The sequence below is a fragment of the Geodermatophilus sp. SYSU D01119 genome (genome assembly GCF_054049975.1).
This window is the reverse complement of sequence record NZ_JBJGYL010000012.1, coordinates 58,795-79,996: the sequence shown is the minus strand read 5'-3', so window position 1 is coordinate 79,996 and position 21,202 is coordinate 58,795. Positions and strand designations below refer to the sequence as shown.

At 75.8% G+C, this 21,202-nt stretch carries 21 protein-coding genes; 14 read left to right on the top strand and 7 right to left on the bottom strand.

The genetic code is table 11. From position 1 onward, the window contains the following. Positions 1-10: 10 nt before the first annotated feature. The 5 genes from ACI79X_RS11735 (at position 11) to ACI79X_RS11715 (ending at position 3,151) form a co-directional block, all read left to right on the top strand. Positions 11-589 (top strand): class I SAM-dependent methyltransferase, encoded by a 579-nt coding sequence (locus ACI79X_RS11735; protein WP_457025573.1) that lies wholly within the window; start codon positions 11-13, stop codon positions 587-589. Between the two features lie 41 nt (positions 590-630). After that, entirely contained in the window at positions 631-756 is a 126-nt protein-coding gene (locus tag ACI79X_RS11730; RefSeq protein WP_457025572.1) for a hypothetical protein, read from the top strand. Positions 757-766: 10 nt separating this feature from the next. Continuing rightward, on the top strand, positions 767-1,192 hold the full coding sequence (locus tag ACI79X_RS11725) for a DUF1801 domain-containing protein (RefSeq protein WP_457025571.1): 426 nt from the start codon (positions 767-769) through the stop codon (positions 1,190-1,192). A 96-nt stretch (positions 1,193-1,288) separates the two neighbouring features. After that, positions 1,289-1,489 (top strand): hypothetical protein, encoded by a 201-nt coding sequence (locus tag ACI79X_RS11720; RefSeq protein WP_073419000.1) that lies wholly within the window; start codon positions 1,289-1,291, stop codon positions 1,487-1,489. 57 nt (positions 1,490-1,546) lie between these two features. After that, positions 1,547-3,151 (top strand): ABC-F family ATP-binding cassette domain-containing protein, encoded by a 1,605-nt coding sequence (locus ACI79X_RS11715; RefSeq protein WP_457025570.1) that lies wholly within the window; start codon positions 1,547-1,549, stop codon positions 3,149-3,151. Positions 3,152-3,208: 57 nt separating this feature from the next. Here ACI79X_RS11715 and ACI79X_RS11710 read toward each other — a convergent pair whose 3' ends face one another. Further along, on the bottom strand, positions 3,209-4,066 hold the full coding sequence (locus tag ACI79X_RS11710; RefSeq protein WP_457025569.1) for a DUF4190 domain-containing protein: 858 nt from the start codon (positions 4,064-4,066) through the stop codon (positions 3,209-3,211). A gap of 190 nt (positions 4,067-4,256) precedes the next feature. Here ACI79X_RS11710 and ACI79X_RS11705 point away from each other — a divergent pair, with 190 nt between their 5' ends. Then, entirely contained in the window at positions 4,257-4,646 is a 390-nt protein-coding gene (locus ACI79X_RS11705) for a hypothetical protein (protein WP_073419003.1), read from the top strand. Positions 4,647-4,668: 22 nt separating this feature from the next. On the opposite strand, the gene ACI79X_RS11700 is transcribed toward ACI79X_RS11705, so the two are convergent. Further along, positions 4,669-5,865, bottom strand: coding sequence for an amino acid deaminase/aldolase (locus tag ACI79X_RS11700; RefSeq protein ID WP_457025568.1), 1,197 nt, complete (start codon positions 5,863-5,865; stop codon positions 4,669-4,671). 101 nt (positions 5,866-5,966) lie between these two features. Here ACI79X_RS11700 and ACI79X_RS11695 point away from each other — a divergent pair, with 101 nt between their 5' ends. Next, complete coding sequence (locus ACI79X_RS11695) at positions 5,967-7,289, top strand: D-arabinono-1,4-lactone oxidase (protein WP_457025567.1); 1,323 nt, start codon at positions 5,967-5,969, stop codon at positions 7,287-7,289. A gap of 18 nt (positions 7,290-7,307) precedes the next feature. Here ACI79X_RS11695 and ACI79X_RS11690 read toward each other — a convergent pair whose 3' ends face one another. The 3 genes from ACI79X_RS11690 to ACI79X_RS11680 form a co-directional block, all read right to left on the bottom strand. Then, a complete protein-coding gene (locus tag ACI79X_RS11690) occupies positions 7,308-8,201 on the bottom strand; it encodes an aldo/keto reductase family oxidoreductase (protein ID WP_457025566.1) in 894 nt (297 codons plus the stop codon). 41 nt (positions 8,202-8,242) lie between these two features. Next, positions 8,243-9,457, bottom strand: coding sequence for an MFS transporter (locus ACI79X_RS11685; protein WP_457025565.1), 1,215 nt, complete (start codon positions 9,455-9,457; stop codon positions 8,243-8,245). A gap of 133 nt (positions 9,458-9,590) precedes the next feature. Further along, positions 9,591-10,721, bottom strand: a complete 1,131-nt coding sequence (locus ACI79X_RS11680; RefSeq protein WP_457025564.1) for an alcohol dehydrogenase catalytic domain-containing protein — start codon at positions 10,719-10,721, stop codon at positions 9,591-9,593. A gap of 349 nt (positions 10,722-11,070) precedes the next feature. Between ACI79X_RS11680 and ACI79X_RS11675 the strand changes: the two genes are divergently transcribed. The 3 genes from ACI79X_RS11675 to ACI79X_RS11665 all read left to right on the top strand — a co-directional run bounded on the left by ACI79X_RS11675 (position 11,071) and on the right by ACI79X_RS11665 (position 14,487). After that, the gene (locus ACI79X_RS11675) at positions 11,071-12,381 is read left to right on the top strand and encodes a M23 family metallopeptidase (RefSeq protein WP_457025563.1); all 1,311 of its coding nucleotides are present in this window, start codon (positions 11,071-11,073) and stop codon (positions 12,379-12,381) included. Between the two features lie 107 nt (positions 12,382-12,488). Beyond that, positions 12,489-13,406: a cation diffusion facilitator family transporter gene (locus ACI79X_RS11670; protein ID WP_457025562.1), complete on the top strand. Its 918-nt coding sequence runs from the start codon at positions 12,489-12,491 to the stop codon at positions 13,404-13,406. Between the two features lie 85 nt (positions 13,407-13,491). Further along, positions 13,492-14,487, top strand: a complete 996-nt coding sequence (locus tag ACI79X_RS11665) for a cytochrome c oxidase assembly protein (RefSeq protein ID WP_457025561.1) — start codon at positions 13,492-13,494, stop codon at positions 14,485-14,487. A 30-nt stretch (positions 14,488-14,517) separates the two neighbouring features. On the opposite strand, the gene ACI79X_RS11660 is transcribed toward ACI79X_RS11665, so the two are convergent. Beyond that, positions 14,518-16,104, bottom strand: coding sequence for an MFS transporter (locus tag ACI79X_RS11660; protein ID WP_457025560.1), 1,587 nt, complete (start codon positions 16,102-16,104; stop codon positions 14,518-14,520). Positions 16,105-16,184: 80 nt separating this feature from the next. Here ACI79X_RS11660 and ACI79X_RS11655 point away from each other — a divergent pair, with 80 nt between their 5' ends. Genes ACI79X_RS11655 through ACI79X_RS11645 form a run of 3 tightly spaced genes read left to right on the top strand, consistent with a single transcriptional unit; the run spans position 16,185 to position 18,780 of the window. Continuing rightward, positions 16,185-16,688, top strand: coding sequence for a metallophosphoesterase family protein (locus ACI79X_RS11655; protein WP_457025559.1), 504 nt, complete (start codon positions 16,185-16,187; stop codon positions 16,686-16,688). After that, on the top strand, positions 16,685-17,929 hold the full coding sequence (locus ACI79X_RS11650) for an MFS transporter (protein ID WP_457025558.1): 1,245 nt from the start codon (positions 16,685-16,687) through the stop codon (positions 17,927-17,929). Before ACI79X_RS11655 ends, ACI79X_RS11650 begins: the two co-directional genes overlap by 4 nt. A gap of 26 nt (positions 17,930-17,955) precedes the next feature. Further along, the gene (locus tag ACI79X_RS11645) at positions 17,956-18,780 is read left to right on the top strand and encodes a putative RNA methyltransferase (RefSeq protein WP_457025632.1); all 825 of its coding nucleotides are present in this window, start codon (positions 17,956-17,958) and stop codon (positions 18,778-18,780) included. Between the two features lie 86 nt (positions 18,781-18,866). Here the strand turns inward: ACI79X_RS11645 and ACI79X_RS11640 are convergent, their stop codons facing one another. After that, positions 18,867-19,148, bottom strand: a complete 282-nt coding sequence (locus ACI79X_RS11640; RefSeq protein ID WP_245794289.1) for a GlsB/YeaQ/YmgE family stress response membrane protein — start codon at positions 19,146-19,148, stop codon at positions 18,867-18,869. A gap of 201 nt (positions 19,149-19,349) precedes the next feature. Between ACI79X_RS11640 and ctaD the strand changes: the two genes are divergently transcribed. Continuing rightward, positions 19,350-21,107, top strand: a complete 1,758-nt coding sequence (gene ctaD, locus ACI79X_RS11635; protein WP_457025557.1) for an aa3-type cytochrome oxidase subunit I — start codon at positions 19,350-19,352, stop codon at positions 21,105-21,107. Positions 21,108-21,202 lie beyond the last annotated feature (95 nt).

The window sequence follows — 21,202 nt, the reverse complement described above, 5'->3', positions numbered from 1 at the left end:
ACTCGCGCCCGTGCAGGCAGCGGACTGGGACGCGCGCTACGCCGAGCGGCAGCAGTGGTCGGGCGAGCCGAACCCGCTGGTGGCCGGGCTGGTGGGGGAGCTGCCGCCGGGCGACGCCGTCGACGTCGCGGCGGGGGAGGGGCGGCACGCCCTGTGGCTCGCGCGGCTGGGCTGGCGGGCCACCGCGGTCGACTTCTCCGCCACCGGGCTGGACCGCGGCCGGGCCCAGCCGGGCGCCGGCGCGGTCACCTGGGTGACCGCCGACGTCACGGCCTGGGACGCGCCGCCGTCGTCGCAGGACCTGGTGCTCGTCGCCTACCTGCACCTGCCCGACCCCGACATGACCCGGCTGCTGACCCGGGCCGTCGGCTGGCTGCGGCCCGGCGGCCGGTTCCTGCTGCTCGGCCACGACCTCGAGAACCTCACCGCCGGGGTCGGCGGCCCGCAGGACCCGGCGATCCTGCACAGCCCCGCCCGCCTGGCGCCGGTGGCCGCGCTGCTCGACGTCGAGCGCCTCGCCACGGTGCCGCGCGCCACGCCCTCCGGGACCGCACTGGACACCCTGCTGTGGGGCCGGCGGCCGGCCTGATCCGGCCCGGTCCGTCGGGAGCTGCCGGTAGCGTCGCCGGCGTGATGGGCATGGGCGGGGCCGGCGGCCCGGACGCGCAGCGGCGACGGCGGCTGGTCGCCGCGGTCGTCGTCCTGGCGATGGTCCTGACCGCGGGCGCCACCGTGCTCTCCCTCGTCCTGGACTGAGGAGGCCCGCGTGACCGACCCGATCGAGGAGTGGTTCGCCGCCGCCGGCCCGCGCGAGGCCGAGCTGCGCCGGGTGGACGCGCTGGTCCGGGAGGCCGCGCCCGGGCTCGACCGGCAGCTGGTCCCGGCCGGGTCGGGGCAGGTGCTGGGCTACGGGCTGATGCCCTACCGGCCGCGGTCGGCGCGGGAGACCACGCTGTGGCCGCTGGTGTCGCTGGCCCCGCAGAAGCGGCACCTGTCGCTCTACGTCTGCGCCGTCGTCGACGGGACGTACCTCCCCGAGGCGCGCGCCGAGCGGCTGGGCCGGGTGTCCTGCGGCAGGAGCTGCGTCCGGTTCACCTCCCTCGACCGCGTCGACGCCGGTGAGCTGGCCGCGCTGGTCCGGGACGCGGCCGCGGCCACCGCGGACGGGACCAACGGGTACTTCGCGACCTGATCACACCGGGCCCTTGGTCCCTGGTGCCGGGCCCGGCGGGCGGCGACGCTGCTCGCGATACCGAGACCGGATCGGACGAAGAGGGGCCGCTCCCGCATGACGACGACCGACGACCTCGCGCAGGACGCCTCCGTGGAGGAGGCCGTGGCCCGTCTGGTGGCGGAGTTCCGGATGCGGCCCCAGGTCGTCGGCACCGTCGTCGCCTCCTGCCGGCGCGACCTCAGCGGCGTCCCGGCCACCGCGCTGCCCGAGCTGGTGGAGCGGCTGGCCCGCACCCGGCTGGAGTCGGTCGGCTGATCGCCGCCGGAAACGGCTTGTCCGGCCCGGGAGACTGAGCGGGTGGGATCGGTCGACGTGAGCGGGGTCCGGCACACGCTGCCGGACGGCCGCGTGCTGCTGGACGACGTCTCCTTCCGGATCGGCGACGGCGCCCGCGCCGCGCTGGTCGGCGAGAACGGGGCGGGCAAGACGACGCTGCTGCGGATCATCGCGGGGGACCTGGTGCCCGAGGCGGGCGCGGTCGCCCGCAGCGGCGGCCTCGGCGTCATGCGGCAGTTCATCGGCTCGGTCCGCGACGACACGACCGTCCAGCGGTTCCTCGTCGACCTGTCCGGGCCGGCGGTGCGCGCCGCGTGGGACGCCGTCGAGGCCGCCGAGCTGGCGCTCATGGAGACCGACGACGAGGCCGCCCAGCTCGCCTACGCCGACGCGCTGGGCCAGTGGGGCGACGCCGGCGGCTACGAGGCCGAGGTCACCTGGGACACGGTCACGGTCGCGGCGCTCGGCGTCCCCTACGACCGCTGCAAGTACCGCGAGCTGTCGACGCTGTCGGGCGGGGAGCAGAAGCGGCTGGCGCTCGAGGCGCTGCTGCGCGGGCCGGAGCAGGTGCTGCTGCTCGACGAGCCGGACAACTACCTCGACGTGCCGGGCAAGCGGTGGCTGGAGGAGCGGCTGCTGGAGACCCGCAAGACCGTGCTGTTCGTCAGCCACGACCGCGAGCTGCTCTCCCGCGTCGCCGACCGGGTGGTCACGGTCGAGGGCCGGACGGCGTGGGTGCACGGCGGCGGGTGGGCCTCCTACCCCGAGGCCCGCGAGGCGCGGCACGAGCGGATGGCCGAGGTGCGCCGCCGCTGGGAGGAGGAGCACGCACGCCTCGTCGAGCTGGTCCGCACGCTGCAGCAGCAGGCGGCCAACTCCCCGGACATGGCCTCGCGGTACCGGGCGACGCAGACCCGGCTGGCACGGTTCGAGGAGTCCGGGCCGCCGCCGGACCGGCCGCCGCAGCAGAAGGTGGCGATGCGGCTGCGCGGCGGGCGCACCGGCGTCCGCGCGGTCACCGCCGAGCAGCTGGAGCTGACCGGCCTCATGCAGCCGTTCGACCTGGAGCTGTTCTACGGCGACCGGGTGGGCGTCCTCGGCGCGAACGGGGCCGGCAAGTCGCACTTCCTGCGGCTGCTCGCCGGCCAGGAGGTGGCGCACACCGGCTCGTGGCGGCTCGGGGCCCGCGTCGTCCCGGGCTTCTTCGCCCAGACGCACGCGCACCCGGAGTGGCTGGACCGGACGCCGGTGGACCTGCTGTGGCACGGCGAGCCGGGGCGGCCGGGCGTCGACCGCGGCCGCGCGATGGCGGTGCTGCGGCGGTACGGGCTCACCGACTCGGCCGACCAGCCGTTCCGCACCCTGTCGGGCGGGCAGCAGGCGCGGCTGCAGGTGTTGATGCTGGAGCTGTCGGGCGCCACGCTGCTGCTCCTCGACGAGCCGACCGACAACCTCGACGTGCTGTCGGCGGAGTCGCTGGAGGAGGCGCTGGCCGCCTTCGACGGCACGGTCCTGGCGGTCACCCACGACCGCTGGTTCGCCCGCTCCTTCGACCGCTTCCTCGTCTTCGGCTCCGACGGCCGGGTGTACGAGTCGGACGAGCCGGTCTTCGACGAGCGGCGGGTCGCCCGCGCCCGCTGAGACGGCACCGGCCGGACCCCCGTGGTGGGGGTCCGGCCGGTGCCGGGGGAGCGGGGACTACGGCAGGGCGTAGAAGACGCGGTCGTCGGAGTCGAAGCTGAGGGTCGGCTCGACCGAGAGCTGCCCGCCGGCGACGGCGGCCGGCGGCACGTCCATGCAGAACTGGAAGGTGTCCGACCCGCCCGGGTTGAGGGTCGGCGCGTCCATCGCGTCGTCGGCCAGGAGCGCCATGCACTCGGAGTCGCTGTACTGGCGGGAGTCCGACCCGTGGAAGACGGCGGTCAGGTCGAAGCCGGGCATGCCCTCCGTGTCGCCGGTGTAGGTCACGCTCAGCTGGGCGAGCACGTACTGGCCGGTGGCCGGCTCGTTGAAGTCGTTGGCGGCCTGCACGGACGCGTCGGCGTCGAGCTCGACGGCGTCCACGGTGACCAGGTAGTCGCCGACCTGCGCCGGGACGCCCAGCGGCACGACGTCGCCGGCCGGGGCCTCCGCCGGGGCGGGCTCGACGAGCTCCGCCGCGCCGCCCTCGGGCTGGGCGCCGGCCGACGGGACCGCGCTGCTGAGCTCCTGGTCGAGGCTGTCGGCGACCTCGTCGATGACGCTGGCGTAGAAGGCCTGGGTCGCGATGACCACGGCGATGGCGATCACCGAGGTGACGAGGCCGGTGATCGCGAGGCCCTTGCCGCGGTGGGTGCCGCGACGGGCGCGCAGCAGCGCGGGGATGCCGAGCGCCAGGCCGACGACGGCGACGACGGCGGCGACGTTGTTGATGATCGGCACCCAGCTGAGCAGCAGCGCGATGATCCCCAGGACCATCGACGCGACGGCCAGGCCGGCGCCCTTCTGCTGGGGGACGTACGGCGGCTGGACCGGAGCGTAGGGCTGCTGGTACGGCGCCTGCGGGGGGTGGGACACGGAGCGGCTCCTCGCGAGGACTGAGCGGTCCCGGAACGGGACCGGGTGGTTCTTCGGCCGGAACGCCCTCGGCGTGACCTGAACCGTTCGGGGGCTCCCTGCCGCCCCAGGCGCCCCATCGACACCTCCGGCGCGCGTCCCGGCTGTCAGGCCGGCGTGACAGTCAGGCTGTCCTGACGGACGATGGGTCATGGACGTCGACGACCTCGAACGCCGGCACACGCTCGCCAGCGCCGTCATCCGCTTCGACGAGCTGCGCTCCCGCGACTCGCTGGCCGATCCCGACGACCCCACCGGTCCGCGCCCGCTCACCCGCGACGAGGCGCTCGAGCTGCTCGCCCTCGGCGAGGTGATCGCCCGGCGGGCGGGTCAGGGCCGCCAGCTCACCGTCCGGACGGCGCGGTCGACCGGCGCCTCGTGGGCCCAGATCGGCCGGGCGCTCGGCGCCACCCGGCAGTCGGCGTGGGAGGCGCACAAGCGCTGGATCGACACCCAGGTCGACCACCCCGAGGGGTCCGGCGGGCTCACCGAGGAGGAGGCCGCCGAGGCCCGCGCGCTGCTGGCCAACGACGCCGACTGAACCGGGCCGGAGGTCCGCGCGCTCAGCCGAACGCCTGCCGCTCGCCGCGGTAGGTCGCGACCGCGCCGGTGAGCCGGTCGCCCGCCACCGTGTGCAGCTCCCCGACGTGTTCGCACACCTCCCCGGCCTTGGCGTGCCGGAACCAGACGCGGTCGCCGATCCCGAGCCCGGCGGTGCCCGGGCCGCGCAGCGGCGTCTGCACCTCCCCTGCGCCCTCGGTGCGGAGCAGCCGCAGCCCGGCCGGGTGCACCGGGCGCGGGGAGCGGTCGGGACCGGGCGGGCCGGACGCGATCCAGCCGCCGGCCGCCACCGTGACGATGCCGGGCGCGGGCCGGCGGGTGACCGCGAGCGCGAACAGCAGCGCCGGCTGCCCGCGGAAGGCCCGGTACCCGTCGAACAGGGTCGGCTGGTAGAGCCCCGACCCGGCGGCCACCTCGGTCACCGACGGGTCGGCCGCGGTCCGCTCCAGGCTGCCGGTGCCGCCGCCGTTGACGAACCCGAGCGGCGCGACGGCGGACACGGCGGCCACCGCGGCGGCCCGCCGTCCGGCCAGCTCGCGCACCGACAGCGCCTGCACCCCGCGCACCGCGAGCCCGCGCAGCGGCCGGCCGGGCGGGGCGTCGGGCACCCCGGCCACCTGGGCCTCGTAGGCCATCAGCCCGGCGAGCACGAAGCCCGGCCGCCCGTGCACCGCCCGCGCCAGCGCCGCGGCACCCGCCGGGTCGTGCACCGGGGAGCGGCGCACGCCCACGTGCACGCGCCCGCCGCCCGCCCGCAGCGAGGCGTCGAGGTCCAGGCAGATCCGCACCGGCGGCCGGCGGCCGGGCGGGGCCACCGCGTCGACGGCGTCGAGGTGCTCCGCCGAGTCGGCCATCAGCGTCACCCGCGACGCGAGCACCGGGTCGGCCACCAGCCGGCGCAGCGCCGCCCGGTCCACCGACGGGTAGCCCACGACGACGTCGTCGCTCACCGGGTCGTCCCCGCCGGCCAGCCACAGCGCCTCGGCCAGCGAGTAGGCGAGCACCCCGGCGAACCCCGGCCGGGCCAGCACGCGCCGCAGCACCGCCCGGCTGCGCACCGACTTGCTCGCCACCCGCACCGGCCGCCCGCCGGCCCGGCGCACCAGGTCGTCGGCGTTGGCGTCGAGCGCGTCGAGGTCGAGGACGGCGAACGGCGGGTCCAGGTGCGCGGTCAGGTCGTCGAGCCGGTCGGGGGTCACGGGGGCGCAGCCTCCCGGCAGGGCGCGCGCCGGGGCAAGCGCGGAGTCCTCGACGCGCCGCCCCGGGACGGCCACACTGCCGCGGACACCGAGGAGGCCGCGTGGCGGAGAGCTGGCGCAACTGGGCGGGCAACCAGCGGGCGGGCGGCCTGACCGTCCTCTCCCCGCGGGGCACCGGCGAGATCGCCGCCGCGGTGCGCCGGGCCGCCGCCGCGGGCCGCCGGGTCACCGCGCTGGGCAGCGGGCACTCCTTCAGCGGCATCGGCCGCCCCGAGGACGTCGCGCTCCGCCTGGACCGGCACGCCGGGCTGGTCGGCGTCGACGACACGGGCCTGGCCACGGTCCGCGCCGGTACGCCGCTGCACGTGCTCGGTGCCGAGCTCGCCGCCCGCGGCTGGGCGCTGACCAACCTCGGCGACGTCGACCGGCAGACCGTCGCGGGCGCGCTGTCCACGGGCACGCACGGCACCGGCGCGCGCTTCGGGGGGCTGGCCACCCAGCTGCGGGCGCTGGAGCTCGTGACCGCCGACGGCGAGGTGCTGCGCTGCTCGCCCGGCGAGCACCCCGGGGTCTTCTCCGCCGCCCGCGTCGGCCTCGGCGCGCTCGGGGTGCTGTCCACCGTGACCCTGCAGGCGGTGCCCGCCTTCGCGCTGCGGGCGGAGGAGGGCCCGGCCCGGCTGCCCGACCTCCTCGCGCGCTTCGACGAGGTCATGACCGGCACCGACCACGTCGAGTTCTACTGGTTCCCGCACACCGACCGGTGCCTGCTCAAGCGCAACACCCGGGTGCCGCTGGAGGAGGTCGCGCCGCTCTCCCGCGCGCGGGCGCTGTGGGACGACGAGGTGCTCGCCAACGCCGGCTTCGCCGCCGTCGTCGCCGCGGGCCGGCGGGTCCCCGCGCTGGTGCCGCCGCTGGCCCGGTTCTCCGCCCGGGCGCTGGGCGCGCGCACCTGGACCGACGCCGCGCACCGGGTGTTCGTCTCCCGGCGCCGGGTCCGGTTCCGGGAGATGGAGTACGCGCTGCCGCGGGCGGCGGCGCCCGAGGTGCTCGCCGAGCTGCGGCGGGTGGTCGACGCCGGGCCGCACCGGGTGGGCTTCCCCGTCGAGGTGCGGGTGGCCGCCGCCGACGACGTCCCGCTGTCGACGGCGTCGGGCCGCGACACCGCCTACGTCGCCGTGCACGTGCCCGCCCGCACCGAGCCCGGCGCGTACTTCCGGGCGTTCGAGGCGATCGCCGGCGCGGCCGGCGGGCGGCCGCACTGGGGCAAGGAGCACGGCCTCGACGCCGCCGACCTGGCCGGCCGCTACCCGCGGTTCGGCGAGTTCACCGCGCTGCGGGCGCGGCTCGACCCGGCCGGGGTGTTCGCCAACGCCCACCTCGACCGGGTGCTGGGCCCGGTCGCGGCGGGCGTCGGGCAGGCCTGAGCGGCCGGCCGGGGCCGGTCACAGGTCGACGTCGGGCTCCCCGCTGCCGCCGATCCGGTCGAGCTCCTCGAGCTCGGCGGGGCCGAGCACCCGCATCGCCGCCTGCAGGTTCTCCTCCAGGTGGGCCACCGACGAGGTGCCGGGGATGAGCAGGATGTTGGGGGAGCGGGCCAGCAGCCAGGCCAGCGCCACCTGCATCGGCGTGGTCTCCAGCCGCCGCGCCACCGTCTCCAGCGCCGCGGACTGCAGCGGGCTGAACCCGCCGAGCGGGAAGAACGGCACGTAGGCCACGCCCTCGCGGGCCAGCGCGTCGAGCATCGGGTCGTCGTCGCGGTGCACGAGGTTGTAGTGGTTCTGCACGCACACCACCGGCGCGATCGCGCGCGCCTCGGCGAACTGCTGCGTCGTCACGTTGGAGACGCCGAGGTGCCGGACCAGGCCCTCCTGCTGCATCTCGGCGAGCGCGCCGAACGGCTCGGCCAGCGAGCGCTCCACCGGCGCGGCGAAGCCGGGCATCCGCAGGTTGACCACGTCGAGCGCCTCGACGCCGAGGTGCTCGAGGTTGTCGTGCACCGCCCGGCGCAGCTCCTCGGGGGAGAGGGCCTCGGGCCACTCGCCCTCCGGCGTCCGCCGGGCGCCCACCTTGGTGACGATGGTGAGCTGCTCCGGATAGGGGTGCAGCGCCTCGCGGATGATCTCGTTGGTCACGTGCGGGCCGTAGTAGTCGCTGGTGTCGATGTGGTCGACGCCCAGCTCCACGGCCCGGCGCAGCACGGCGACGGCGGCGTCGCGGTCGGCGGGCGGGCCCATCACGTGCGGCCCGGACAGCTGCATGGCGCCGTAGCCGAGCCGGTTGACCGTGCGGTCCCCGAGCGCGAACTGGCCTGACCTCTCGGCGGTGGTCGTCGTCATGACGGCCCTCCTACCCGTCGCGCGCGATCCAGTCGCACGTCTCAGGCAGCGGCGTCGAGGTCGCGGGCGACGGTGTCCCGCCAGCGCCGGACGTCGGCGTCGACTCCCGCGTCCTCGCGGCGGCCCGCGCGGCGGGCGACCAGCGCGAGCCCGGCGCCGGCGAGCGCCAGGGCCGCCCCCACCCACATGGGCGCGGTGTAGCCGTGGCCGAGGGAGAGCACCAGCGCGCCGAGCGCCGCGCCGATCGCGTTGGCGAGGTTGAACGCCGCCTGGTTGGCCGCCGACACCAGGCTGCCGCCGGGCACCCGCGCGGCCTCGATGACGCCGTTCTGCACCACCGGACCCATCGCGAAGGCGACCAGGCCGAAGAGCACCAGCAGGACGACGGCGGCCGCCGGGACGCGGGCGACCAGCGCGAACACCGCGAGCAGGCCCGCGGTGACCAGCAGGCCGGCGACGACCAGGGAGAACCCGAAGCGGTCGCCGAGCCGCCCGCCGGCCAGCGTGCCGACCGTCGTCCCGACACCGAACAGCGCCAGCACCGGCGTCACCCAGGCCTCGGGCAGCCCGGCGAGGTCGGTGAGGATCGGGCTGACGTAGCTGTAGACGCAGAACAGCGCGGCGAAGCCGACCATCGTCAGGCCGAGCACCAGCCACACCTGCCGGCGGCGGAAGGCGGCCAGCTCGCTGCGCAGGTCGCTGCGCTCACCGGCGCCGGCCGGCAGCCAGGCGAGCAGCCCGGCGATGGTGAGCAGCCCGACGACGGCGATGCCGCCGAGCACCAGCCGCCAGCTCAGCTGCTGGGCGACGAGGGTGCCCAGCGGGACGCCGACGACGTTGGCCAGCGTCAGCCCGACCATCATCAGCGAGATGGCCTGGGTGGCCCGCTCGGGCGCCACGAGCCGCCGCGCGGCCACCGCCCCGACGCCGAAGAACGACCCGTGCGCGAGCGCGGTGAGCACCCGGGCGGCGACCAGCGTCTCGTAGGTCGGGGCCAGTGCCGACAGCGCGTTGCCGGCGACGAACACGGCCATCAGCGCCACGAGGGTCTGGCGGGGCGAGAACCGCACGCCGAGCGCGGTCAGGGTGGGCGCCCCGATCACCACGCCGATCGCGTAGGCGGAGATGAGCAGGCCGACCGCCGACACCGACACCCCGAGGTCCGCGGCGACCTGGGGCAGCATGCCCATGACCACGAACTCGGTGGTGCCGATGCCGAAGGCGCCGATGGCGAGCGCGAGCAGACCGCGGGGCACGAGGGGACTCCAGGGGACGACGGCGGACGGGGCGGTGCGGACGTCGTCGTCCGGGTGGTTGTCCTACCCAACGGCAAGCCACCGGCCGCGCGGGGCATGTCCCGCGCGGCCGGTGGGGGTGCTCACACCGGCATCAGGGCTGCAGCAGCACCTTGACCGCGCCGTCCTTCTTCTCCCGGAAGTCCGCGTACGCCTTCGGTGCCTGCTCGAGCGGCACCCGGTGGGTGGCGAAGTCGTCGACGCCGAGCGGGTCGCCGTCGGCCAGCAGCGGCAGGATGTCGGGCACCCACCGCCAGACGTTGGCCTGCCCCATGCGCAGCTGCACCTGCTTGTCGAACATGCGCATGAGCGGCACCGGGTCGGTGGCCCCGCCGTAGACGCCCGACAGCGACACGGTGCCGCCGCGGCGCACGGCCTCGATCGCGGTGTTGAAGGCGGCCAGCCGGTCGATGCCGGCGACCTTCATGACCTGGGCCATGAGCGCGTCGGGCAGGATCGCCGTCGCCTTCTGGGCCAGCCTCGCGCCGGGCGAGCCGTGCGCCTCCATGCCGACCGCGTCGATGACCGCATCCGCCCCGCGGCCGTCGGTCTTCTCCCGGATCTCGCCGACGACGTCGTCCTGGTCGGTGGACCGGATGACCTCGGTGCCGCGGGCGGTCGCCCGGGCGATCCGCTCGGGGACGACGTCGGAGGCGACGACGCGGAAGCCCAGGTGGGAGGCGATGCGGGTGCACATGTCGCCGATCGGGCCGAGCCCGAGCACGAGCAGCGTGCCGCCGGGCGGCGTCGCGGCGTACTGGACGGCCTGCCAGGAGGTCGGCAGCACGTCGGAGAGGTAGACGAAGCGGTCGTCCGGCGGGCCGTCCGGGACCTTGATCGGCAGCGTGTTGCCGAACGGCACCCGCAGGTACTCGGCCTGCCCGCCCGGGACCTGCCCGTAGAGCTTCGTGTAGCCGAACAGCGAGGCGCCGAAGCCCTGCTCGCGGTTCTGCGTGGTCTCGCACTGGGACTGCAGCCCCTGCGAGCACATCCAGCAGGTGCCGCAGGAGACGTTGAAGGGGACGACCACCCGGTCGCCGGGCTTCACCGCGGTCACCGCGGAGCCCACCTCGCGGACGATGCCCATGGGTTCGTGGCCCATGACGTCGCCCTCGGTCATGAAGGGCGCCATGACCTCGATCAGGTGGAGGTCGGACCCGCAGATGCCGCTCGAGGTGATCTCGACGACGACGTCGGTGTCCTCCTGGATCGTCGGATCGGGCACGGTGTCCACCTGGACGTCGGCACGTCCGTGCCACGTGACTGCTCGCACCGGTCTTCTCCTCGGGTCGTCGGCAGGGGAACGCTGTGATCGGGGGTGTCCAGGGGCGTCCTGCCCGCTGTGGGCCTCATCGCCCCTGGTTCAACGCTCAACCGGCGTGTTCGTGACAGAGCGTGATGCGCGTTGGACGCGGCGTCGAATGACATCGGTGCAGGTCTGTGGCCTGGGCCACACATCCGGCCCTGCTTACCCACCTCTGCAGATCACGAACCGGTCACGACGTGTTTACATGGGCCCCGCCCGCTCCCCCGGGCAGCGCAGTACGTCCCTGTCCCCGACGGAAGTCAGGTGCATGACCGAGCTCCACCCCGACCGCCTCCTCGACGGAGGGACGGCCCCGCAGCACGGCGCGGCCACCCCCCTCCGGCAGGCCGCGGCGGCGACGCCCGACCGGCGTCGCGCCCCGGCCGGGGCGGCCACCCGGAAGGCCCCGCAGCGACGTCAGGGGGAGACGTCGCCGACCGGAGAGCCCCGTTCGTCGACCCGTCCCGCCCGCCGGCCGAGCCCCCGTCCGCGGCCCACGCCGTACCCGCGCTCGGCCTCCGCCGCCCTCGAGGTCCGCGCGGTCGTCGTCGACGCGTGCGACGAGGCGCCGGGCGCGGTCCCCGCCGACGTCGTCGAGGAGGTCCTCGCGGCCGAGCCGGTGACCGGCGTCGCCGACGCCGCCGAGCTGGCCGAGGCCGCCGGCGCGCAGGCCCTCGAGGCCGTGGCCGCCGCCCGGCTCGCGACCCCGGAGGCGTCCGCGGGCGACTCCCCGGGCGACGCCGCGGGCGAGGCCGAGGTCCCGGGCGAGGAGACCGACGACCGGCCCGACCGGGCCCCCGTCACCGTCGTCGCCGGTCACGGCCGGCACCGCGCCCGCGGGCTGCGCCTGCCGCGCCGCCGCCCGGCCTTCTACCTCGCCGCCGCCCTCGTGGGCGCCGTCGGCGTGGGCACCTTCTCCGCCGGCGACCGGGTCGCCCAGGCCGACGGCCCCGACGGCGTCAGCGCCTCGGTGAGTGTCGCGCAGGAGCTCGGCATCGAGGGGGAGCAGCTGTCGGCCGCCGCCGAGGAGGCCACCCTCCGCTCCGACGCGGTGCTGCTCGGCGCGGTCACCGCCAGCCGGACCGCCCGCGAGGCCGAGCAGGCCACGGCCGCCCAGGTGCAGGCCGACGCCGACCGCGCCGCCGCCGAGGCCGCCGCCGCGGCCGCGGCCGAGGCCGCCCGGCCCAAGACGGTCCTGCCGGTCGACGGCGCCCGGCTCACCAGCACCTTCGGCGCCCGCTGGGGCACGCTGCACGCCGGCATCGACCTCGCCGCCCCCATGCTGACGCCGGAGTACGCCGCCGCCGACGGGGTCGTCCTCGAGGCCGGTCCGGCCAGCGGCTACGGCAACGTCATCTACATCCAGCACGAGAACGGCGACGTCACCGTCTACGGGCACATGGAGGAGATCCTCGTGCAGCCCGGGCAGGTGGTCCGCGCCGGGGACACGATCGCGCTGCTCGGCAACCGCGGGCAGTCGACCGGCCCGCACCTGCACTTCGAGGTGCACGTCGGCGGCATCGACGGGCAGAAGGTCGACCCGATCCCGTGGCTGCGGGAGCGCGGCGTCGCCATCTAGGCCGCGACGGCCGTCCGGTCCACCGCGAGCCGGCTCCCGGCCCCCTCCCGCACGCCGGGCAGGGGGCCGAGCCGTTCCCGGAGGACACTGGTCGGGGAGGTGGGCCGATGGGAGCCGGGCACGCGCACGACCACGGCACCGCCGCGGGGGCGTCCCGCGGCCGGCTGGCGGTGGTGCTGGGTCTCACGCTGGCGGTGCTGGCGGCCGAGGTCGTCGGGTCGCTGGTGTCCGGCTCGCTGGCGCTGCTCGCCGACGCCGGCCACATGGCCACCGACGCGCTCGGCGTGGGCCTCGCCCTCGGCGCGGTCACGCTGGCGCAGCGTCCCGCCCGCGGCCGGCGCACGTTCGGCTGGCAGCGGGTGGAGATCCTCGCCGCGGTGGCCAACGGCCTGCTGCTCGCCGGGGTCGCGGTGTTCGTGCTGGTCGAGGCGGTCCGCCGGATCGGCGACCCGCCGGAGATCGACTCCGGCGTGGTGCTGGCCGTCGCGGCGGCGGGCCTGGCCGCGAACCTGGCGGGCCTGGCGCTGCTGCACCGCGGCCGGGGCACCTCGCTGGCCGTCCGCGGCGCCCACCTGGAGGTGCTCGGCGACGCGCTGGGCTCGGTCGCCGTCCTCGTCGCCGGCGCGGTGGTCGCGCTCACCGGGTGGACGCCGGCCGACACCGTCGCGGCGCTGGTCGTCGGCTGCCTGGTCCTGCCGCGGGCCTGGTCGCTGCTGCGCGAGTCGCTCGACGTGCTGCTCGAGGCCGCCCCGCGCGACGTCGACCTCGACGAGGTGCGCGCGCACGTGCTCGGCGTCGAGGGCGTGCTCGGCGTCCACGACCTGCACGCCTGGACGATCACCTCGGGCCTGCCGGTGCTGTCGGCGCACGTCGTCGTCACCGACGAGGCGCTCGCCGACGGGCACGGCGGGCGGATCCTCGACTCGCTGGGCACCTGCCTGGGGGCCCACTTCGACGTCGACCACTGCACGTTCCAGCTGGAGGCCGAGGCGCACGCCGGTCACGAGGCGCCCGTCCACGACTGAGGGAGGACCCCCTCGCCCCGACCGCTCGCTCCGCTCACGGTGGGCCCCTGCGAGGGGGCCGCCCGGTGCGCGACCAGGTGGGACAGTGGGAGAGGCGATCGACGGACCGGAGGTACTGGTGGAGCACGGGCACCACTCGGGCATGTGGGTGCCCGGCGAACCACCCACGTGGGGACGGATGTTCCTGCCGCACCTCGACGCCTGGTCGGTGCTGCCGGTGCTCGCCCTGCTCGGGCTGGTCGCCTACGCCGTCGGCGTGGTCCGGGTGCGCCGCTCGGGCGTGGCCTGGCCGTGGTGGCGGGCGGCGGCGTGGGCCGCCGGGTGCCTGTCGCTGTTCGCCGTCACCGGCACCTGGCTCAACGGCTACAGCATGGTGCTGTTCAGCGTGCACATGGCGCAGCACATGGTGCTGTCGATGGTGGCGCCGCTGCTGATCCTCCTCGGCCGGCCGGTGACCCTCGCCCTGCGCGCGCTGCCGCGGGGCAGGGGGGTGGCCGGGGTGCCGCGGGCGCTGCTGCTCGACGCCCTGCACAGCCGGGTGGCCCGGTTCGTCTCGCACCCGCTGTTCACGCTGCCGCTGTTCCTGGTGAGCCTCTACGGCGTCTACTTCACGCCCGTCTTCGACGCCCTCATGGGCGACCCGTTCGGGCACCAGTTCATGCTCGCCCACTTCACCGTGACCGGGCTGCTGTTCTTCGGGCCGATCCTCGCCCAGGACCCGTGGCCCCGGCAGGTCGGTCACGCCGGGCGGATGCTCGAGCTGCTCATCCCGATGCCGCTGCACGCCTTCTTCGGCGTCGCGATCATGATGTCGACGTCGCTGGTCGTGCGGACGTTCGCCGAGCCGCCGGCCGGCTGGGTCGTCGACCCCCTCTCCGACCAGAACACGGCCGGCAGCATCGCCTGGTCCTTCGGCGAGCTGCCGACCGTGTTCGTGCTGGCCGTCGTGCTGTTCAGCTGGATGGGGTCCGAGGAGCGCCGCGGCCGCCGGATCGACCGGGCGGCCGTGCGCACCGACGACGCGGAGCTCGAGGCCTACAACGCCCGGCTCCGGGCGATGGCCGCCCGCTCCGGGAGCTGAGCGGGCGGCCGTGCGGCGTCGGCCGGGGCGTCAGCCGACGTGGACGACGGCGTCCCCGGCCGGCAGGTCGTCCTTGGTCGCCTTGATGAGCAGCGCCGCGGCGACGGCGCCGAGCACCAGCAGGGCGGCGGCCCAGGTGAAGGCGGTCGTGTAGCCCTCCACCTGCGCCTGCAGCGCGACGGCCGCGGGGTCCTGCGGCGTCGGCGAGGCCAGGACGTCGGCCGAGTAGGCGCTGATCGCGCCGACCGACAGCGAGGCCAGGACGGCGGTGCCGATCGAGGCGCCCACCTGCTGCGTGGCGTTGAGCATCGCGCTCGCGGCCCCGGCGTCGTGCTCGCCCGCGCCCACCAGCGCGAGGTTCGACAGCGGCACGAAGGTGAAGCCGAGGCCCAGGCCGAGCAGCAGCTGACCGGGGAAGGCCAGCGCCCAGAAGCCGCTGTCGACGCCGAGGAAGGACATGGTGAACAGCCCGGCCGCGGCCAGCAGCCCGCCGAGCACCATGAGCGGCTTCGGGCCGACCCGCGGCACCAGCGCGCTGGCCGCGCCGGCGGAGATGAACACGCCCAGCGTGGTGGGCAGCGAGGCGACGCCCGCGACCACCGGCTCGTAGCCCAGCACCTGCTGGAAGTACAGGCTCAGGAAGAAGAACGCGCCGATGAGCCCGGCGCCGACCAGCGTCGAGGTGAGGTAGGCGCCGCCGCGGTTGCGGTCGAGGACGATCCGCATCGGCAGCAGCGGGTTGCGGGTGCGCAGCTCCAGCAGCACGAACAGCGCCACCAGCACCAGCCCGCCGACGATGAACACCCACGCCGGGCCGTCGGTCCAGCCGCTGTCCGGGGTCACGAAGTCGCGGCCGCCCTGCGCGGCGACCTGCCCGTTGGCGGCCTGGGCCTCGGCGGCGTTGGTCTGCGACGCCTCGGCCACCCGGGTGAAGCCGTAGACGATCGCGGCGAGGCCCAGGGTGATGAGCACCGCGCCGGGGATGTCGTACTTGGTGTCCCCGGGCGCCTTGCTCTCCGGGACGATCGGGATGGCCAGGACGACGGCGAGCAGCGCCACCGGCAGGTTCACCCAGAAGCACCAGCGCCAGTCGGCGTACTCGGTGAGCACGCCGCCCAGCAGCAGGCCGACGGCCGAGCCGCCGCCGGCGATCGCGCCGTAGACGCCGAAGGCCTTGGCGCGCTCCTTCGGGTCGGTGAACAGGACGGTCAGCAGGGCCAGCGACGCCGGCGCGAGCAGCGCGCCGAAGACGCCCTGCAGCGCGCGGGCGGCGAAGAGCATGCCCTCGTTCTGGGCGAGGCCGCCCAGGGCCGAGGCGACGGCGAAGCCGACCGCCCCGACGAGGTAGGTGCGCTTGCGGCCCCAGAAGTCGGCGATGCGGCCGCCGAGGAGCAGGAAGCCGCCGAAGGTGAGGGTGTAGGCGGTGACGATCCACTGCTGCGTGGCCGCGCTGATGCCCAGGTCGGCGGACACGGCCGGCAGCGCGATGTTGACGATCGTGGCGTCGAGGATGACCAGCAGGACGGTCATCGCGATGACGCCCAGCGCCAGCCAGCGCTTCTCGTAGGGCTCCGCCGGGGTGGCCGGGTTCGCGGAGGGGGACGACGGGTGGGTCATGGAGGTCCTCGGGGACTCGTGCGGGGAGCGGCCGAGATCATCGGCCGCGAGGCAAACTAGCCCCCTGCGACCATGTCGTCGTGGCCGTTTCGCTGGTGGTGACCGCCGACACGCACCTGCCCAGGCGAGCGCGTGACCTACCTCATCCCCTGTGGGCCGCCATCGACGACGCCGACCTCGTCGTGCACGCCGGCGACTGGGTCGACGTCGCCCTGCTCGACCTGCTGGAGGCCCGCGCCCGCCGGCTGCTCGCCGTCCACGGCAACAACGACCACGGCGCGCTGCGCGAGCGGCTGCCGGAGGTCGCCCGCGCCGAGGTCGAGGGGCTGCGGATCGCCGTCGTCCACGAGACCGGCGACGCCAAGGGGCGCGAGCGCCGCTGCGCCGAGCGCTTCCCGGACACCGACGTCCTCTTCTTCGGCCACAGCCACATCCCCTGGGACAGCACGGCGAGCACCGGCCTGCGGCTGCTGAACCCCGGCTCGCCCACCGACCGCCGCCGCCAGCCGCACGGCACCTTCCTGACCGCGGTCGCCGACGCCGGGGTGCTGACCGGGGTGACCCTGCACCCCGTCCCGCGGTGACGGCGCCGGCCACCGAGCCCGCCGCCGCGCCGCCCCGCGCCCGCTGGCGCCACCTCGGCGTCGGCCTGACCGGGCTGGTCGCCGCCTGCGCGGCGCAGAACGGCCTGCCGTTCCTGACCGTCGCGCTGCGCGCCGAGGGGCTGACCCTGCCCCAGGTGGGCCTGCTGGTCAGCGCCCCGACGGCGGGGCTGGTCGGCACGCTGCTCCTCTGGGGTGCCCTGGCCGACCGGTACGGCGAGCGCCTCGTGCTCACCGCCGGGCTGGCCGTCGCGGCCGGCGCGCTCACCGGCGCGGCGCTCGCCGACGGCGCCCTCGCCACCGGCCTCTGGCTCCTGCTGGCCGGCGGCGGCAGCGCCTCGGTGCACGCCGCGAGCGGCCGCCTCGTCCTCGGCTGGTTCCCGCCGGAGCAGCGCGGCCTGGCCATGGGCATCCGCCAGGCCGGGCAGCCGCTGGGCGTGGGCCTGGCCGGGCTGCTGCTGCCGCGGCTGGCCGGCGACGGTCCCGGCGGCGCCTTCGCGCTGCTCGCGGCCGGCTGCGCGGCGACGGCGGTGCTCATCGGCGTGCTGGTGCGCGACCCGGCCCGCCCGCCGCGGGCCCCCGGCGCCCCGCGGCCGGCCTCGCCCTACCGCGGCCCGGTGCTGTGGCGGGTGCACGCGGCCAGCACGCTGCTCGTCGTGCCGCAGTTCGCCGTCGCGGGGCTCGCCTTCGACTGGCTGGTGCACGCCGGCGGCTGGGGCGCGGCCGGCGCCGGCACGCTGTTGGCCGTCTCGCAGGTCGGCGGGGTCGCCGCGCGGCTGGGCGCCGGCACCTGGTCCGACCGGGTGGGCAGCCGGCTCGGGCCGCTGCGCCGGGTGGCCGCGGCGGTCGCCGTCGTCGTGGGGGTGCTCGCCGTCGTCGCCGCGCTCACCCCCGGCGTCCTCGGTCCCGCGGTCGCGGCCGCGGCGGTGGCGCTGGCGGCGGTGGCCACGGTCAGCCCCAACGGCGTGGCCTTCACCTCGGTGGCCGAGCAGGCCGGCAGCGCCTGGGCCGGGCGGGCGCTCGGCGCGCACAACACCGTGCAGAACCTGGCGGCGGCGCTCACCGTGCCGGCCGCGGCCCTGCTCGCCGACGGCGGCCCCGGCTACTGGGCGGCGTTCGCGGTCGGGGCCGCCGCCGCGCTCGCCGCCGTCGCGGTGGTCCCCGGGCGCGCGGCCGAGACGCCGCCCCCGCCGGTCCTGCCCCCGACGGCGGCAGCCCGGTGAGCCGGCGCCCCTGGCCGGCGCGGGCGGTGGCGCTGCTGGCCTGCCCCGTGTGCGGCGCGGCGCTGGCGGCCCTGCCCGGCGACGCCGGCCTGCGCTGCCCGGCCGGCCACTCCTTCGACCGGGCGCGGCAGGGGCACGTGACGCTGCTGCCGCCGGGCCACACCCCGCCGTCGGGCGACACCGCGGAGATGGTCGCCGACCGGGCGGAGGTGCTCGCGGCCGGCACCTACGCCGGGCTGACCGCCGCGCTCGCCGCCGCGGTGGCGGCGGGGGAGGGGCCGGCCGGCTCCGTGCTCGACCTCGGCGGCGGCACCGGCCAGCACCTCGCGGGCGTGCTCGACGCGCTGCCCGGGGCGGTCGGCGTGGTCCTGGACTCCTCGCGGTACGCGGCGCGCCGGGCGGCGGGGGCCTCGCCGCGCGCGATGGCCGTCGTCGCCGACACCTGGGCGCGGCTCCCGGTGCGCGACGGCGCGGTCGACCGGGCGATGGTCGTGTTCGCGCCGCGCAACGGCCCGGAGACGGCGCGGGTGCTGCGTCCGGGCGGGCGCCTGGTGGTGGCCACCCCGGCGCCCGACCACCTCGCCGAGCTCGTGAGCCCGCTCGGGCTGCTGCGCGTCGACCCGGACAAGGCCGCGCGACTGTCGGGTTCGCTGGAGCCGCACCTGCGGCCGGCGGGGGCGGCGGCGCACCGGGAGGAGCTGGAGCTCGACCACCGCGCCGTGGCCGCCGTCGTCGGCATGGGTCCGCACGCCCGCCACCTGGCGCCGGGGGAGCTGGCCGGGCGGATGGCCGGGTTGCCGCCGCGGGTCCGGGTGACCCTCGCCGTCGACGTCACCACCTGGACCGTCTGACGCCGGACGCGCCGGAGGGGCCCGGCCGACGTGGCCGGGCCCCTCCGGGGCGACTGGGCGGGCCCCCGGCGGGGGCCCGCTCCGTGTCAGACGCGCGTGCCGCGGGCCCGTCCGCGCGTGGCGAAGACGTAGACCAGCAGCACCACGATGGCGCCGATGATCGAGCCGATGATCCCGGCGGTGCCGAGCTCGAAGCCGCGCCCGCTGAGCAGGCTGCCGAGCAGGTTCCCGACGAAGGAGCCGATGATGCCGAGGACGATCGTCATCCCGACGCTCATCGACTGCTTGCCGGGGACGACGGCACGGGCGATGAAGCCGGCGATGGCGCCGACCACGATCAGCACGATGATGTTCCAGAGGATCTCCACGGTGGACCTCCCGAGCAGGTGGCCTTGGTGGCCGGGGCCTGGGATCTCCAGAGCCGGACGGTCCTGTTCCCCTCCTGAGCAGGGCGGAAACCATCGTGATCATGATGTGACCCTGCGTCGCGGCGGAGGGGCGCCGCGCGCGGCGGCGCGCCTGCCCGGGCGGGCCGGACGTGTCCGCCGGAGTCGGTCTAAGCTGCGGCCGTGACGATCGCGCCTGCACCGATCGTGAGCCGGCCGAGCCCGGCTCGCGAGGTCCAGCGGGGTGCGCGGCTCTCGAACCTGCTGCGGACCACGGACCACAAGACCATCGGCCTGATGTACATGGCCACCTCGTTCGCCTGGTTCATCGTGGGTGGCTTCATGGCCATGCTGATCCGCGGTGAGCTGGGCCAGCCCGGGCTGCAGTTCCTCTCGCCCGAGCAGTACAACCAGCTCGTCACGATGCACGGCACGATCATGCTGCTGATGTTCGCGACGCCGCTGTTCTTCGCGTTCTCGAACCTGATCATGCCGCTGCAGATCGGCGCCCCCGACGTCGCGTTCCCGCGGCTGAACGCCTTCTCGTACTGGCTGTTCCTCTTCGGTGGCCTGATCCTCGTCTCCGGCTTCTTCACGCCGGGCGGCGCGGCCGACTTCGGCTGGTACGCCTACACCCCGCTGTCGGACGTGGTCCACAGCCCCGGTGCCGGCGCGAACCTCTGGATCGCGGGCCTGGCGGTCTCCGGCCTCGGCACCATCCTCGGCGCGGTCAACTTCACCGCCACGATCGTCTGCCTGCGGGCGCCGGGCATGACCCTGTTCCGGATGCCGATCTTCACCTGGAACACGCTGGTCACCAGCCTGCTGGTGCTGCTGGCCTTCCCGATCCTCACCGCCGCGCTGCTCGCGCTGCTGGCCGACCGCCAGCTCGGTGCCCTCGTCTTCTCCGACGAGAACGGCGGCCCGATGCTGTGGCAGCACCTCTTCTGGTTCTTCGGGCACCCCGAGGTCTACATCATCGCCCTGCCGTTCTTCGGCATCATCACCGAGGTCATCCCGGTGTTCAGCCGCAAGCCGCTGTTCGGCTACAAGGGCATGGTCGGCGCCACGCTGCTCATCGGTGGCCTGTCGCTGACGGTGTGGGCGCACCACATGTACGCCACCGGCGCGGTCCTGCTGCCGTTCTTCGCGTTCCTGACCTACCTGATCGCGGTCCCCACCGGCATCAAGTTCTTCAACTGGATCGGCACCATGTGGCGGGGCCAGCTGACGTTCGAGACGCCGATGCTGTTCTCGATCGGCTTCCTGGTGACCTTCCTCCTCGGTGGCCTGACCGGCGTGCTGCTGGCCAGCCCGCCGCTGGACTGGCACGTCAACGACAGCTACTTCGTCGTCGCCCACTTCCACTACGTCGTCTTCGGCACCGTGGTGTTCGCCGCCTACGCCGGCATCTACTTCTGGTTCCCGAAGATGGCCGGCCGGATGATGGACGAGCGGCTGGGCAAGCTGCACTTCTGGCTGACGTTCATCGGCTTCCACGCCACGTTCCTGGTCCAGCACTGGCTGGGCACCCAGGGCATGCCGCGCCGGTACGTCGACTACCTGCCCACCGACGGGTTCACGACGCTGCACGTCATCTCGACGATCGGCTCGTTCGTCCTGGGCGCCTCGACAATCCCGTTCCTCTACAACGTGGCCAAGTCGTGGAAGTACGGCCGGCTCGCGCTGCGCGACGACCCGTGGGGCCACGGCAACTCGCTCGAGTGGGCCACCTCCTCGCCGCCGCCCCGGCACAACTTCACCGAGATCCCGCGGATCCGGTCGGAGCGTCCGGCGTTCGAGGCGCACTACCCGCACCTCATCGAGCGGCTGCAGGCCGAGGCGCACGTCGGCAAGCGTCACGAGCCCTACGGCGGGGTCAGCGAGCTCGCCAACGGCACCGGCCCGCGGCAGGGTCCGAACGACCCCGACCCGTTCTGATGCGCCCGGCCGTCGCCTGACGGCCGCACCGCGATCGCACGTCACGACGACGCCCCGTCGGCTCCGGCCGGCGGGGCGTCGTCCGTCGTCCGGGC

Excerpts from the sequence above, each read along its gene's own strand:
- ACI79X_RS11720 (WP_073419000.1), top strand. The coding sequence starts at position 1,289 with ATGACGACGACCGACGACCTCGCGCAGGACGCCTCCGTGGAGGAGGCC.
- ACI79X_RS11670 (WP_457025562.1), top strand. The coding sequence starts at position 12,489 with ATGGGAGCCGGGCACGCGCACGACCACGGCACCGCCGCGGGGGCGTCC.
- ACI79X_RS11690 (WP_457025566.1), bottom strand. The coding sequence starts at position 8,201 with ATGACGACGACCACCGCCGAGAGGTCAGGCCAGTTCGCGCTCGGGGAC.
- ACI79X_RS11675 (WP_457025563.1), top strand. The coding sequence starts at position 11,071 with ATGACCGAGCTCCACCCCGACCGCCTCCTCGACGGAGGGACGGCCCCG.
- ACI79X_RS11660 (WP_457025560.1), bottom strand. The coding sequence starts at position 16,104 with ATGACCCACCCGTCGTCCCCCTCCGCGAACCCGGCCACCCCGGCGGAG.
- ACI79X_RS11705 (WP_073419003.1), top strand. The coding sequence starts at position 4,257 with ATGGACGTCGACGACCTCGAACGCCGGCACACGCTCGCCAGCGCCGTC.